Origin of the sequence: Bacillus sp. hwrm1 (assembly GCF_040207805.1) — a bacterium.
GTDB lineage: Bacteria > Bacillota > Bacilli > Bacillales > Bacillaceae > Bacillus > Bacillus velezensis.
On sequence record NZ_CP157943.1, the window covers coordinates 1,892,736 to 1,905,836 of the forward strand.

The window sequence follows — 13,101 nt, forward strand, 5'->3', positions numbered from 1 at the left end:
GAAAAGGGAGTTGTGGAATGGGAGCTGCTAAACAGTTATACGTTAAGCGCAGTCACTTTGTAACCTTGGATGAAGCAAAAGAAAATACGCAAGTACATATGAAAAATGGTGGCTCATACACTGCTTTAAAAGGCGAACTGATTGCGACCAATCTTGAAGGGGATCAAATGGTTATCACGCAAGAGCAGAAGGATAACTACATTCCAGTACCGATGACAGAGCTATCAGACTATGAAGCTCAAATGGCCAAAGGCTATGCTGAAATGGGAGACATTAATTTAGAAATGTCTGAAGCTTTTCATCATGCTGAAAATGAAGCAGAAACAACCACCAACAGTTTGGTTAACGGAGAATATAAAGAATATTGATTATTACATATGAAAGCAAGACAGGCAATGTGAAAAGGTTTGCTCAAGCTTTACAAAGGGAGTTAAACTTCGATGTCATTGAAATTACAGATGACTTAATCATTGAAGAAGAATTTATACATATTACATATACGATAGGCTTTGGGGAAGTGCCTGAAAGGACTTTGAATTTTATTATTATGAATAAAAATAAAATAAAAGGTGTTGTTGTGAGTGGTAACAAGGTTTGGGGTGATAACTATGGTTTAGCTGGGGACAAACTTTCAGCAATGTTCCACGTACCATTGTTATTAAAGTTTGAACTAAGTGGAACAAAACAAGATTTGCAGAAGATTAATCGGGAGGTACAACTTATTGACAAACACAATACCAAAGTGGATCAAGCTCAATAATGAGATCATGATTCAGAAAGACGGTAAGTTTCAATTTGAGAAGGATAAGGAGGCCGTGCACAGTTACTTTGTTGATTACATTAATCAAAATACAGTTTTTTTCCATGATTTAAAAGAGAAACTGGATTATCTGATTAAAAATGATTATTACGAAGAAGAATTCTTAAGCGAATATACATTTGAGCAGATTAAATCAATTTATAAGATTGCTTACAGTTACAAATTCAGATTTCCATCTTTCATGAGTGCCTTTAAATTCTACAATGACTATGCATTGAAAACAAACGACAAAACAAAAATCCTAGAAAGATATGAAGATCGCGTCTCAATTGTAGCTTTGTATTGTGCAGATGGTGATTATGAAAAGGCTGTTGAGGAAGTACACGTCATGATGAAACAAGAATATCAGCCGGCAACACCTACTTTTCTAAATGCCGGACGTAAGCGCAGAGGTGAAATGGTGAGTTGCTTCCTACTTGAAGTGGGAGACAGTTTGAATGATATTTCACGGGCGATCGATATTTCCATGCAGCTGTCTAAAGTGGGTGGTGGCGTAGCATTAAACTTAAATAAATTAAGAGCCAAAGGCGAAGCGATTAAAGATGTTGAAAACGCCACAAAAGGCGTTGTAGGCGTGATGAAACTTCTTGATAATGCTTTTAGGTATGCAGATCAGATGGGACAAAGACAAGGGTCAGGAGCAGTTTATCTAAGTGTATTCCATCCAGACATCACAGACTTCCTGGATACTAAAAAAATAAGTGCTGATGAAGATGTCCGAGTTAAAACACTGTCTATTGGTGTAGTTCTTCCTGATAAATTTATTGAATTGGCAAGAGAAGATAAGGACTTTTACATGTTCTATCCTCATTCAGTTTACAAAGAGTATGGGCAGTATCTTGATGAGATGGATATCAATAAAATGTATGATGAGCTTGTTGAAAACCCTAAAGTTAGGAAAGCAAAGGGGAATGCTCGAAAGCTGTTAGAGCATATGGCCATTCTTAGGAGCGAATCGGGCTATCCGTATATCATGTTTGCTGACAACGTAAATAAAGTGCATCCAAATGAACATATTTCAAAAGTGAAGTTTTCTAATTTGTGCGTTACTGGAGAAACACTTCTTTTAACTGAGAATGGATATGAAAAAGCAGCTGATCTTTACAAAAAGCAGAATGATCTTAAAGTGGTCATTGATAATAGAACAAAAGATTTTGCAGTTGGCAGCAAAGGCACTTCAATAGTAGATGCAATTCCAATGCAATTGACTAAAAAAGATGCGGAAATATTTAAAGTCAAAACGAAGCAAGGATATGAAATAAGGGCAACTGAGTGGCACAAATTCTATGTGAAAAGAGATGGTGAAATTCAAAAGCTCCAATTGAATCAACTGAAAACGGGCGATAAACTATTAGTCCAATCAGCTGAAGGAGCATACGGTGATATTCATGAGCCAGATCTTGCTTACATCATGGGTATTATTGCTGGTGATAGAACCATTACCGATAAAACTGCCAAGATTTATTTATATGACAATAAAAAAGTTCTTGAGCAGAAAGTTACTGAAGCCGTACATCGGGTTATACAAAAACACAAACTCGATCGTGTATATAAACACAATACATCACTGGTTCCAACATTTAATATGGCCAATCCAGATAAACAGGATTTGCTCTACATGAATAGCACTGTCTTATTTGACATCTTGAAGAAGTTCGGTATGAACAAAGGAACAAAAACAAGAGTCCCAGAATTCATTTTTCAAGCTAATAAGGAAACGCAAGCAGCTTATTTATCGGGTTTATTTCAGACTGATGGGTGCGTAAATGCAAATCATAAAGCCAAAGCATTAACTATTGAGTTAACATCCATTCACTATGAGAGCCTTCAGGACGTTCAGAAGCTATTACTGAACATGGGTATTTATACAACGATCTATTCTAACAACAAGCGTTCACAAGAACTCCTTCCTGATGGGAAAGGCGGTTCTAAGCTCTACAATGTAAAGCCAACACACAAACTAAGTATTCAAGATAGAAACTCAAGAGAGTTGTTTATGAGTGTTGTTGAAATGAAAGAATACGATATTTATAAATTCAATTTGCTAACTGTGACATTGCAACCTAAGTCAAGAAAGCCAAAGCATGATTTTACAACTGAAATTATCAGCATTGTAGAAGATGGTGTTGAGGATGTTTATGATACAACACAGGAAGACTATCACTCCCTGATTTTCAATGGGATTGTTACTGGCAACTGCTCAGAGGTGCTCCAAGCATCACAAGTATCAACTTATACAGATTACGATCAGGAAGATGAAATTGGATTAGATATCTCCTGTAATCTAGGTTCAATGAACATTGTAAATGTAATGAGCAACCAATCAATTGCTTCAACGGTCAGAATAGCAATTGACTCACTGACAACTGTCACAAGGAAAACAAACATTGTAAATGCCCCAGCCGTTGCGAGAGCAAATACACTAATGCGATCAATTGGTCTAGGGCAGATGAACCTGCACGGTTTTCTAGCTCAAAATAAAATTGCTTATGAAAGTGAAGAAGCAAAAGACTTTGCAAATACATACTTTATGATGGTTAACTTCTACTCCCTGCAACGTTCAATGGAAATTGCAAAAGAAACAGGGGAGACGTACTACAAGTTTCACGGATCAACTTACAAATCAGGCGAGTATTTTGATAAGTACGTGACAAATGATTATAGCCCTAAATATGAAAAGGTTAAAAACCTGTTTGGAGATCAACATATTCCTAACATTGAAGATTGGATGAAGCTTAAAGAGGATGTTATGAAATATGGCTTGTATCATTCGTATAGGCAGGCTATTGCACCTACAGGAAGCATCTCATACGTTCAATCATCTACGGCCGGTGTAATGCCTATTATGGAGAGAATCGAGGAACGTACATACGGAAACAGTAAGACATATTATCCAATGCCAGGTTTATCGGCTCAGAATTGGTTCTTTTATAAGGAAGCATACGACATGGATATGTTTAAGGTAGTTGATCTAATTGCAACAATTCAGCAGCACGTCGACCAAGGAATTTCTTTTACGTTGTTCTTAAAGGATACGATGACGACAAGAGATTTAAACCGGATCGACTTATATGCGCATCATAAAGGAATTAAGACGCTGTATTATGCTCGAACGAAGGATACAGGGCAGGATTCGTGCTTGAGTTGCGTGGTTTAAGCGAGGAGGCGCTGAAAGATGTTAAGTTCATTGGCAGTTTGGTATTTGAGAAAAAGAAAAAAGTCAGTACTAATTGGGTGTCACCTAAAGGGCGGATGTATAAAAACCCTTAATAAACACGCACTAACTTACGACAACGTATTATTTGATGTTAATTATAGGTCTGCTGATGATAGACCTATTATATTGCCTGAAGGGAAATTCACAATTGAACAAGAGTTTATATCTAAGAAGGAGGACTAATAATTGACGCAATATACAGCAGCAAACTGGTCAAAGCATGAAGATGATTTCACCCAAATGTTCTACAACCAAAACGTAAAGCAGTTTTGGCTTCCGGAAGAGATCGCATTAAACGGCGATCTTCTCACTTGGAAGTATCTTGGAACAAAGGAACAAGATACTTATATGAAAGTTTTAGCTGGGCTTACATTATTGGACACAGAGCAGGGGAACACAGGCATGCCGATTGTGGCCGAGCACGTCGAAGGCCATCAGCGAAAAGCAGTATTAAACTTTATGGCGATGATGGAAAACGCGGTGCACGCAAAATCTTACAGCAACATCTTTCTAACTTTGGCTCCAACCGAGAAGATCAATGAAGTGTTTGATTGGGTGAAAAACAATAAGTTTCTTCAAAAGAAAGCAAGAACAATTGTTTCAATTTATAAAGCAGTTCAGAAAAACGATGAAATTTCCTTATTCAAAGCAATGGTTGCATCTGTGTTTCTGGAGAGTTTCCTTTTCTATTCAGGGTTTTATTATCCACTTTACTTTTATGGACAAGGGAAACTCATGCAGAGTGGAGAGATTATTAACCTGATTATTTAATAGTCCCTTTTGTCGGCAACGGCAAATGTGAACCTCTCTAATTGCTGGAAAATCCTTTTTAGGACAATCAGCAGCGAAGCTATGCGAACCCAAAGGAGGTGAAAATGATAAGGAAAGAAGTCGAAGAAGCACCTTGGTGGATAACGGAAACGGGAGTTATCATATCAAAAAAATTAAAGAAACCAAGAAAGACATTTATTACTCCACATGGCTATGAAATGATAGGATACACGCATCCGAATAAAGGAACACAGAACTTTTTAGTACATAGGTTAGTCGCAAAATATTTTATTCATGAAATACCAAAAGGAATGTTTGTAAACCACATAGATGGAAATAAACTAAACAATCACGTTCGGAATTTAGAGATAGTTACACCTAAAGAAAATACTCTACACGCAATGAAAATTGGATTAATGTCAGGACAACCTGGAGAAAGTAATTCAATGTCAAAGCTCACAGACTCAGAGGCAACAAATTTAATCTATGATTTGCTTGCTGGAATGAATAATGTTGAAGCTGGTGAAAAATACAGCCTTCACCCTCGTTACGTTAGTCTGATTCGACATAAAAGAAGATGGAAGACTTTATGGGATCGCATAGAACGTTCAACGACTATCGCATAGGCGGCGAAATTCCGCAAAACGAGTAGGGCGCAAGCTATTGGCGTGGGTGAGAACCCCTTAAATCGAAACGGGAGGCATCCTACAGGGATGATGATATAGTCTGCTCCTTACGGTAACGTAAGGCGGTTGCGACAGGGCAACGAGCCGAGAGTAGCGAACTCGGTTGAACTAAAGGTATTAGAGACGAGGCGCTACACGGCGTATACATCGGTTTATTAGCTCAAGAGATATATAAGAATCAAACTCCTCAGAAGCAAAAAGAATTATATACATGGGCTCTGAACTTACTGCAGGAGCTTTATGAAAATGAATTGGAGTATACAGAAGATGTTTATGATCAGGTTGGTTTAGCTCCAGATGTAAAGAAATTCATCAGATACAACGCAAATAAAGCATTAAACAATCTGGGCTTTGATCATTGGTTTGAAGAAGAGGATGTTAATCCAATTGTTATTAATGGATTGAGCACAAAGACCAAGTCACATGACTTCTTTAGCCAAAAGGGGAATGGTTATAAAAAAGCAACCGTTGAACCATTAAAGGATTCTGATTTCATTTTTGATAACAAAGGAGCAATTTCATGAAGATTATTAAATTAGAGCAACCCAATTGTAATCCCTGCAAAATGGTATCCAATTATTTAAATGAAGTAGGAGTTGAATATGAGACAGTTGACGTTACACAGGAACCAGAAGTGGCGGCGCAATTTGAGGTAATGGGGGTGCCGGTAACTATCTTGCTTAATGAACAAGAGGAGGAAGTAAACCGAAGTATTGGTTTTAAACCTGATGAATTAGACGCCTTGATAAATGATTTAAGGGGGCAATAATGGGATTATTGATATTGGCTGGAATTGTGTTTGTTATAACAGCAATAGCCGTTTTAATAGATACTTACGGAGAATTAATTTATTCTTTGTTCTGTGGGATCGTGGCAGCCATTGTTACACTTTTTTGTGTTGGAGTGATTGGATTGCTTTGTCCCTTTGAAAGCCACGCAGTATTAGAAGAAGAGGTAAATGTATATTCAATCAAAGACTCCTCAAATGTCAGCGGCAAATTTGTACTTGGTTCAGGAATCATTGACGATACACAATATTTCTATTTCGTAAGTGAAAAGGAAGGGTTTAAGTCAGTACATAAAGTTAAAGCAGAAACTTCTAGAGTAAAAGAAGGAGACTATAAAACTCCATATGTGAAAAAGTATCGCTATGAATATACGAATAAATTTGTAAGGTTCATGTTCGATGAAAAACAGTCATTTAAGGAAAAATGATATGATTTCTTTTTACCGAAGCATACTGTAACTCAGGAATACAAAGTTGATCTTGAAAAGTAAACAATATTATACAGAGACAAGGAGAGATTAAATGAAAATCTGTAAAAATCATGATAAGGTATATGCTTCATCTGGATTTGCTGGAGGATCTTGCACCACTATAAATTGGATTTGTAGGAAGTGTGGCCAACGTGGTCAAAAAGTTACTAGTTCTAATCTTGGTAGTCAATATCATGTTTTAATTGGGAAGTTCTCAAAAGATAAAGACAGCAATTTCTTTAATGAACCGGAGCATAATTTATTTGATTTAAACTCAAAACCGCATTTGCAAATCAAAATCAAATACCTAGACCAAACACAAACAAGAATCAGCAAAATTGAGCAAGGGGATTGGATTGATCTTCGAGCATCTGAAGATGTTGCAATCAAAAAGGACGAATTTAAACTTATCCCGTTAGGAGTGGCAATGGAGCTACCAGAAGGTTATGAGGCTCATGTTGTTCCGCGTTCAAGCACATTTAAAAACTTTGGCATCATTGAGACAAACTCAATGGGTGTTATCGATGAGTCCTACAAGGGAGACAATGATTTCTGGTTCTTTCCGGCTTATGCATTACGGGATACAGAAATTAAAAAAGGGGAACGTATCTGTCAGTTCAGAATCATGGAGAAGATGCCTGCAGTTGAATTGATTGAGGTAGATCATTTAGGCAACGATGATCGAGGAGGTCACGGATCAACTGGGACTAAGTAATACAAGCCCTGGCTTAGATCATGATGTTTGTCCAGTGGAGGGTCATAGCCAGGGTACAACTTAAAATACTCAAAAAGCTCAATAATTATGCCAAACAAAGAGGTTGTTTCAGGATAAGGTTTTACAAAAAGGCGTCGATACAGGGATGTTGATGGGATGAACATCTCAATAAAAGAAGACTTTTATAGAAAAGTGAGGTGAGATTAAATGAACAATTATGTAGATAAAATTAAAGAACATCTTCATAAAATTGCTGAGCTTGAAAAAGGATTGGCATTATTCAGTGAAGATGAAGAAGAATACATAAGCTTATTAGCAAAGATTCAACAGATGTTTGATTTAATATCAGACGAAGCAATGGAAGGGTTTAAAGAGTTAACTTTACATATAAGAAATACAGGTCAGAAAAGAATACAACGAGGAATTGACCAGCTGCCTCACGCAATCAAAGAAAGTGTAAGTGATGAAATCGAAGACATGAAGAGAGCCGGCGAGCTGTTTGATTAAGCATAGTTATTTATAGGGTAAAAATAAAATAAGGAGATGTATTATAATTATATACTTTACGTTATTACTTGCAGCATACTTGTTTGCACTAAACATTAATGAAATTAGATTAATTACACGAGGAGAACAGAACGTTTACTCAAAAGTTACACATATGCTTTCTAATTCGCTGTATAAAGAACTGAAGAAAAATAAGAACTTAGTGTATGTCATGACATTGTTCAAGGGGATTTCTTTTATTATCCCCTTGGCTACTATTGGATTGATTACGCATGACAACTTGCTAATGTTAGCTTGGACAGCTTTTGCTTTAATTTATACCGGTTTAACAATGTTTAAAATTCTTGATGTTTTGGACGGTGACTCAAACAATAAACAAAACAAGTTCGTATATATGCTTTTTGTTTGCGGTAATATTGTCTTCGTGGTTAACTTTATTATTGATCGTTTCGTTTAAGCGTCTAGTTCATGAAACGGTTCGAGCCATTTAAGCCCTGGCCTAGAAGGATGTCTTGGTGAATTCTTAACTGTGAGAAGCCTGTTGTGGTGGGTTTTGATAGCAAATACCTCGTCTTTATTTATTCCTTTTAGGAGTTGTTTAACATCTTGGCATTGCTTATTAAAACTTCGTTTATCGAAACGTTTTGGACAATCACCCCAAGCAAAGATTACCTTTTTAGATTCTTTGGCTAAATTGGCTATAATTTGATGATTAGTCTTAACGGTAGCTTCATACAGGCTCCTGTTCTCTTTTTGAAGCTTATGAATTATTGAGGATAATTCCGCTGAATTTGTTTCGTAAAAAGGATAGAGATTGACAATATGAATGGATCCAACTTCATTTAATGAGTGGCTAAAATTACACAACTTAGTTATAGTGAGGTCGGATACTTCTTTGTCAGCAATACTTGGATTTAACATAATAAACACATACGAAGAGTCTAAATTATTGTTAAGCTTTATTGATAAACAATATCTTGCTTCAATTGAGTCTGTTAATCTTTCAGTTTTACATTCCAGTACTTCTTTAACCACCGCTGGCTTGTATTTGTAAACAGACAAAAAGATCACCTCTTTCCATTATGTGGGCAAGAATATTTTACCAAACGGTGGAATTGAAAGGAAGGAAATTATGAGTCAGTTTGATAAGCAGTACAACACAATCATAAATGACATAATTAATAATGGAGTATCCGACGAAGAATTTGATGTCAGAGCCAACTGGGATACAGATGGAACGCCGGCTTATGCACTCAGTGTAATCAGCAGGAAAATGCGGTTTGACAATACTGAAGTACCAATTTTAACGACTAAAAAAGTCGCCTGGAAAACGGCAATCAAAGAATCACTTTGGATATGGCAACTTAAATCAAATGATGTTAACGAATTAAACAAGATGGGTGTACATATTTGGGATCAATGGAAGCAAGAAGACGGCACAATCGGAAAAGCATATGGATATCAGCTAAGTAAAAAGAACAGGGAGCTAAATGGTGAGAAAGTTGACCAGGTTGATTATCTTCTCCATCAGTTGAAAAACAACCCATCTTCACGTAGACATATTACAACGCTTTGGAATCCGGATGATTTAGACTCTATGGCTTTACCGCCTTGTGTGTATGAGACACAGTGGTATATAAAACAAGGAAAGCTTGCCTTAGAGGTAAGAGCACGTAGTAATGACATGGCTTTAGGGAATCCGTTTAATGTGTTTCAGTACAATGTATTGCAACGTATGATTGCTCAAGTTACTGGCTATGAGCTAGGTGAGTATATCTTCAATATCGGAGACTGTCATGTATACACTCGTCATATAGACAATTTGAAAATTCAAATGGACAGAGAGCAGCATGAAGCACCTGAGTTATGGATTAATCCAGATGTAAAAGACTTTTATGATTTCACAATTGATGATTTCAGATTGGTTAATTATAAGCATGGAGACAAGCTTTACTTTGAGGTAGCAGTATAATGCTATCTCTTATTGCTTGCTGCGACAAATCAATGGCCATTGGATATGAAAATAAATTGCTTTACCATATTCCTGAAGACTTGAAACGTTTTAAAGAACTCACTACAGGAAAGTTGTGTATTCAGGGAAGGCTTACATACGAATCGATCGTAAACATTACAGGTAAGCCACTTCAAAACCGAAGGAATATAATATTAACCAAAAACAAGGATTTCAAGCCTGACCACTCTTCATTTGTTTATCATTCAATTGATGATGTATTAAAGCTTATAAGAGGACAATTGCATAAAGATGAAGAAGTAATGGTAATTGGAGGAGGTGCTATATACGAGGCATTCTTACCACATGCTGATAAGGTTTATTTAACGATTGTTGATTCAGTCGTTGCGAAGGCAGATTCATATTTTCCAAGGTTAAATGATGACTGGAGAGTAATTGAAAAGGATCACAGAAAAGCAGAAAACAATACCACATATAATTATTCATTTGTGACTTACTCAAAATAATTAAGAATAAAAATAAAATAGTTGTAGACTTTTGAGAGGCTGAATGATAAGATAAAGACAAGTTAAAAGCTTGTCTTTTTTTTACATACTTTTAGAATAAAAATAAAATAAATTATAGGAGTGGCGATATGAAAACTGCAACTGATTATCTTGTTTCCATTTCAAAACCTCTTGCAGCAATTGAGGAGACTAAACAACGACTTCAAAATGAAATTGATAACCTTTATAAAGAGCTCGGGAAAGTTGATAAAGAGCTCAATGAATTTTATCACAAGCTAGAAGAAGACAAATTTAATGCTTCAGAGGGATATCATCTTTCGTTAAAAGGTCAAAAGATATTAAGAAAGAGAAGGAACTTAAAACAAGAACTTCAATTATTGAACACACTTTTCGGCAGCTTAAACAATAATGGATGGACTCTTGAATCACTGAAGATTGCGGAATATAAAATTAGCAAAAAGAAACACAAGCACTTACAGTATTAATCAGTTTAAGCAATAGCCTACATTTACCTTGTGATTACATATTAAATCCTTATAAGGAGGTGATTAATTGCAACAAAAAGAGCGAGAATTGTTGTCAAAGAAAGAACAGCTTGAAGTTGATGTTTTAGAAAAGGAAGTAGCTTTACTCCGGCTAGAAGTGGAACAAGAAGATTTCAATCTCCACAAAATTGGGGAGATCGGTGTACTCAAAGATTTTCTTTTATACATAAAGAAATACAGAGCAATGTTTACTGTGCAGCAAGCAGAAGGAATTAGAAATATGGATGACCGAATGAAAGAAATCATCAAAGTCCATGAGGGACAAGTAATGATTGATGAAGAAGCTTTAGAGGGGTTCATTTATGAAATTGAGGATCAAATTAATTTAATTGGAAGTGGAGGAGATAAGGAATGGAAAACGTAAATCAAACGGCTATTGATAGCGCGAGCACAGTATTCGAAAAGGTAGGCGAGGATTATATCGGAAGCAAGTCGAGGTTCGGAGATATTCTAATCGGGGCACCATATTCGGAAGCATTCGTAAAAGCCTACGCAAACGAACGAAAAGATGTCCTCGTTATTCCGCAGACAATTGAATATACTGCGTTTCTCCACAACGAGGAAATGAAGAAAGTCGCTAAGAGCGAACAGGAGGCGATTAAAGATCGAGCACAAGCCCGCCGCGATGAAATCGTTGAGCAGGCGAAGGCGGATGTTGAGGGTCTAAGGGAGCACGGATTCTATCATACGGGCATTGACTCATCGAAAGGGAACGAAACTTACCAAGTAAAGGTTTATTACGTTGAATTTATAGTGGATTCAAAAGAACGAAAAGTAACGGCTCTGGTTAGACGGCTTAACGATAAGACACCACGCCATGTTGGTCGAGCACAAGCCGCACCTAACGACTGCTTCAACGTTCACATCGGAAAGGCGATTGCGCTAAGACGCGCGTTGGGGCTAACGGTGCCAGACGAATACTTGAACACTCCACAGCCGACTGAGGTTCGTGTGGGTGACGTTGTTCGCGGAAAGTACGAAGAGCAGATAAAAGAAATTGAGGACGGCAAGTTCCGATACATCAGCGGATATTACGACTTCATAGACAGTGCCGATCTAACGATTATCGACGACTCACGCGAAGAGGCAGAGCAGTCTGAATAAAAACGATATCAAAAGAAACATGAGATATGCACATCATTATTAGTATGAGAGAGGAGATACAGATTGGAATGGCTTTGGTGGATATGGGGGATACAACTTTTATTTCTTACTGTTTATACGTTGTTTAATATATTAAAGAATTAAGGGAGGTACTAAAGTGAGCAGGAAAGACGAAATAATTGAGGATATTAGACAGACTGTAGCGGAGATCAATGATCTTTACGAAGAGCTCCACGAATTAAAAAGGGAATTAACAACCTTAGAGGAGGGCGAGTAAATGAACCCGACAAGCACGAAGAAACAGGCAGAGGATAAGGTGCAGGAGTATCACCGATCATTAGTTTGTGATATGGATCGCGCACTTAGCTACGAGGAAGAAAGTAATTTCCGTAGCGCGATTGAAGCGGTAGAAGAAACTCTGAGCCTTCTCGGAATCGAAGGGGTGAATGTTTAGTGAAACGGCCAACACCGTACGAATTAAACGAATCAATAGCGGCGCTGAAGCTCGGCGTACCCAAACACCTTTATCATCACGTTTGGCGGCTTATCTACGAAATCGAAGCATTACATGAGGAGGCTGGAAGATGAGCGGTAAACTAACGAAATATCAACTCGAAGAAATCCGTCAGCGTGCGGAAATAACGACTAAAGGATTTTGGAATGCAAACATTCATCATGAATGGCCGGGGAATGAAAACCTTCGTTATTGGGTAGTTACTCTTGAAGATGGTTTAGCAGCAACAGTAACTAAAGAAGATGCAGAATTTATTGCAAATGCCCACCAGGATATTCCAGCTTTGTTAAACCATATTAACAAGCTGGAAAAAGAACTTGAGAAAAAAGATGAGGAGCGCAAAGAACGCAACAGTGTTTTTATAGAGTTGTTGAGTGAAGAGGTGCTTTAAAATCTGTATTTTAAAGAGAAGTTAAAGAGAAGGTGATGCGGTGAAAGAGTCGTTGAAGAATGATTTTCAAGAGTTTATGTGTATTGCAAAAAGCTT

Annotated in this window: 18 protein-coding genes and 2 pseudogenes; 19 read left to right on the plus strand and 1 reads right to left on the minus strand. The window is 37.1% G+C overall.

Annotated elements, in window-relative coordinates; translation table 11 throughout:
• The first annotated feature begins 17 nt into the window (after positions 1-17).
• The 11 genes and pseudogenes from ABK447_RS09825 (at position 18) to ABK447_RS09875 (ending at position 8,430) form a co-directional block, all read left to right on the plus strand.
• Positions 18-368: a hypothetical protein gene (locus ABK447_RS09825; RefSeq protein WP_038458556.1), complete on the plus strand. Its 351-nt coding sequence runs from the start codon at positions 18-20 to the stop codon at positions 366-368.
• On the plus strand, positions 365-760 hold the full coding sequence (gene nrdI / locus ABK447_RS09830; RefSeq protein ID WP_197200297.1) for a class Ib ribonucleoside-diphosphate reductase assembly flavoprotein NrdI: 396 nt from the start codon (positions 365-367) through the stop codon (positions 758-760). Before ABK447_RS09825 ends, nrdI begins: the two co-directional genes overlap by 4 nt.
• On the plus strand, positions 723-3,977 hold the full coding sequence (locus ABK447_RS09835; protein ID WP_197200296.1) for a ribonucleotide reductase N-terminal alpha domain-containing protein: 3,255 nt from the start codon (positions 723-725) through the stop codon (positions 3,975-3,977). The genes nrdI and ABK447_RS09835 overlap by 38 nt, the downstream gene beginning before the upstream one ends.
• Positions 3,978-4,277: 300 nt before the next feature.
• Positions 4,278-4,805, plus strand: a pseudogene (locus ABK447_RS09840) (ribonucleotide-diphosphate reductase subunit beta); the annotation flags it as partial.
• Positions 4,806-4,912: 107 nt separating this feature from the next.
• Positions 4,913-5,434 carry an HNH endonuclease signature motif containing protein gene (locus tag ABK447_RS09845; RefSeq protein ID WP_072589213.1) on the plus strand — a complete coding sequence of 174 codons (522 nt, stop codon included), beginning with the start codon at positions 4,913-4,915 and terminating at the stop codon, positions 5,432-5,434.
• A 176-nt stretch (positions 5,435-5,610) separates the two neighbouring features.
• A pseudogene (locus tag ABK447_RS09850) lies at positions 5,611-6,018 on the plus strand (ribonucleotide-diphosphate reductase subunit beta); the annotation flags it as partial.
• Positions 6,015-6,263: a glutaredoxin domain-containing protein gene (locus ABK447_RS09855; RefSeq protein ID WP_104843482.1), complete on the plus strand. Its 249-nt coding sequence runs from the start codon at positions 6,015-6,017 to the stop codon at positions 6,261-6,263. The pseudogene ABK447_RS09850 and the gene ABK447_RS09855, both read left to right, overlap by 4 nt.
• Entirely contained in the window at positions 6,263-6,709 is a 447-nt protein-coding gene (locus tag ABK447_RS09860; RefSeq protein ID WP_197200295.1) for a hypothetical protein, read from the plus strand. The genes ABK447_RS09855 and ABK447_RS09860 overlap by 1 nt, the downstream gene beginning before the upstream one ends.
• 328 nt (positions 6,710-7,037) lie before the next feature.
• Complete coding sequence (locus tag ABK447_RS09865) at positions 7,038-7,466, plus strand: dUTP diphosphatase (RefSeq protein ID WP_197200352.1); 429 nt, start codon at positions 7,038-7,040, stop codon at positions 7,464-7,466.
• 207 nt (positions 7,467-7,673) lie between these two features.
• Entirely contained in the window at positions 7,674-7,973 is a 300-nt protein-coding gene (locus ABK447_RS09870; RefSeq protein WP_096034946.1) for a hypothetical protein, read from the plus strand.
• 154 nt (positions 7,974-8,127) lie between these two features.
• Complete coding sequence (locus tag ABK447_RS09875) at positions 8,128-8,430, plus strand: hypothetical protein (RefSeq protein WP_233162034.1); 303 nt, start codon at positions 8,128-8,130, stop codon at positions 8,428-8,430.
• Here the strand turns inward: ABK447_RS09875 and ABK447_RS09880 are convergent.
• The gene (locus tag ABK447_RS09880) at positions 8,427-9,035 is read right to left on the minus strand and encodes a DUF1643 domain-containing protein (RefSeq protein ID WP_197200294.1); all 609 of its coding nucleotides are present in this window, start codon (positions 9,033-9,035) and stop codon (positions 8,427-8,429) included. The two genes, ABK447_RS09875 and ABK447_RS09880, sit on opposite strands and share 4 nt — an antisense overlap.
• Positions 9,036-9,105: 70 nt before the next feature.
• Here ABK447_RS09880 and ABK447_RS09885 point away from each other — a divergent pair, with 70 nt between their 5' ends.
• The 8 genes from ABK447_RS09885 (at position 9,106) to ABK447_RS09920 (ending at position 13,005) form a co-directional block, all read left to right on the plus strand.
• Entirely contained in the window at positions 9,106-9,945 is an 840-nt protein-coding gene (locus ABK447_RS09885; RefSeq protein WP_197200293.1) for a thymidylate synthase, read from the plus strand.
• Positions 9,945-10,451, plus strand: coding sequence for a dihydrofolate reductase (locus ABK447_RS09890; protein ID WP_197200292.1), 507 nt, complete (start codon positions 9,945-9,947; stop codon positions 10,449-10,451). Before ABK447_RS09885 ends, ABK447_RS09890 begins: the two co-directional genes overlap by 1 nt.
• Positions 10,452-10,579: 128 nt before the next feature.
• The gene (locus ABK447_RS09895; RefSeq protein WP_327973333.1) at positions 10,580-10,936 is read left to right on the plus strand and encodes a hypothetical protein; all 357 of its coding nucleotides are present in this window, start codon (positions 10,580-10,582) and stop codon (positions 10,934-10,936) included.
• A 67-nt stretch (positions 10,937-11,003) separates the two neighbouring features.
• Positions 11,004-11,360: a hypothetical protein gene (locus ABK447_RS09900; protein WP_349909953.1), complete on the plus strand. Its 357-nt coding sequence runs from the start codon at positions 11,004-11,006 to the stop codon at positions 11,358-11,360.
• Positions 11,348-12,100 (plus strand): hypothetical protein, encoded by a 753-nt coding sequence (locus ABK447_RS09905; protein WP_349909955.1) that lies wholly within the window; start codon positions 11,348-11,350, stop codon positions 12,098-12,100. The genes ABK447_RS09900 and ABK447_RS09905 overlap by 13 nt, the downstream gene beginning before the upstream one ends.
• A gap of 277 nt (positions 12,101-12,377) precedes the next feature.
• Positions 12,378-12,554, plus strand: a complete 177-nt coding sequence (locus tag ABK447_RS09910; RefSeq protein WP_349909957.1) for a hypothetical protein — start codon at positions 12,378-12,380, stop codon at positions 12,552-12,554.
• Complete coding sequence (locus tag ABK447_RS09915; protein WP_349909958.1) at positions 12,554-12,688, plus strand: hypothetical protein; 135 nt, start codon at positions 12,554-12,556, stop codon at positions 12,686-12,688. The genes ABK447_RS09910 and ABK447_RS09915 overlap by 1 nt, the downstream gene beginning before the upstream one ends.
• Positions 12,685-13,005, plus strand: coding sequence for a hypothetical protein (locus tag ABK447_RS09920; RefSeq protein ID WP_216593170.1), 321 nt, complete (start codon positions 12,685-12,687; stop codon positions 13,003-13,005). The genes ABK447_RS09915 and ABK447_RS09920 overlap by 4 nt, the downstream gene beginning before the upstream one ends.
• Positions 13,006-13,101: the final 96 nt, after the last annotated feature.

What these genes read in the sequence shown, in the direction of transcription:
- ABK447_RS09825 (WP_038458556.1), top strand. Translation starts at nt 18, where the DNA reads ATGGGAGCTGCTAAACAGTTATACGTTAAGCGCAGTCACTTTGTAACC.
- ABK447_RS09845 (WP_072589213.1), top strand. Translation starts at nt 4,913, where the DNA reads ATGATAAGGAAAGAAGTCGAAGAAGCACCTTGGTGGATAACGGAAACG.
- ABK447_RS09855 (WP_104843482.1), top strand. Translation starts at nt 6,015, where the DNA reads ATGAAGATTATTAAATTAGAGCAACCCAATTGTAATCCCTGCAAAATG.
- ABK447_RS09860 (WP_197200295.1), top strand. Translation starts at nt 6,263, where the DNA reads ATGGGATTATTGATATTGGCTGGAATTGTGTTTGTTATAACAGCAATA.
- ABK447_RS09870 (WP_096034946.1), top strand. Translation starts at nt 7,674, where the DNA reads ATGAACAATTATGTAGATAAAATTAAAGAACATCTTCATAAAATTGCT.
- ABK447_RS09875 (WP_233162034.1), top strand. Translation starts at nt 8,128, where the DNA reads ATGCTTTCTAATTCGCTGTATAAAGAACTGAAGAAAAATAAGAACTTA.
- ABK447_RS09885 (WP_197200293.1), top strand. Translation starts at nt 9,106, where the DNA reads ATGAGTCAGTTTGATAAGCAGTACAACACAATCATAAATGACATAATT.
- ABK447_RS09890 (WP_197200292.1), top strand. Translation starts at nt 9,945, where the DNA reads ATGCTATCTCTTATTGCTTGCTGCGACAAATCAATGGCCATTGGATAT.
- ABK447_RS09895 (WP_327973333.1), top strand. Translation starts at nt 10,580, where the DNA reads ATGAAAACTGCAACTGATTATCTTGTTTCCATTTCAAAACCTCTTGCA.
- ABK447_RS09905 (WP_349909955.1), top strand. Translation starts at nt 11,348, where the DNA reads ATGGAAAACGTAAATCAAACGGCTATTGATAGCGCGAGCACAGTATTC.
- ABK447_RS09910 (WP_349909957.1), top strand. Translation starts at nt 12,378, where the DNA reads ATGAACCCGACAAGCACGAAGAAACAGGCAGAGGATAAGGTGCAGGAG.
- ABK447_RS09920 (WP_216593170.1), top strand. Translation starts at nt 12,685, where the DNA reads ATGAGCGGTAAACTAACGAAATATCAACTCGAAGAAATCCGTCAGCGT.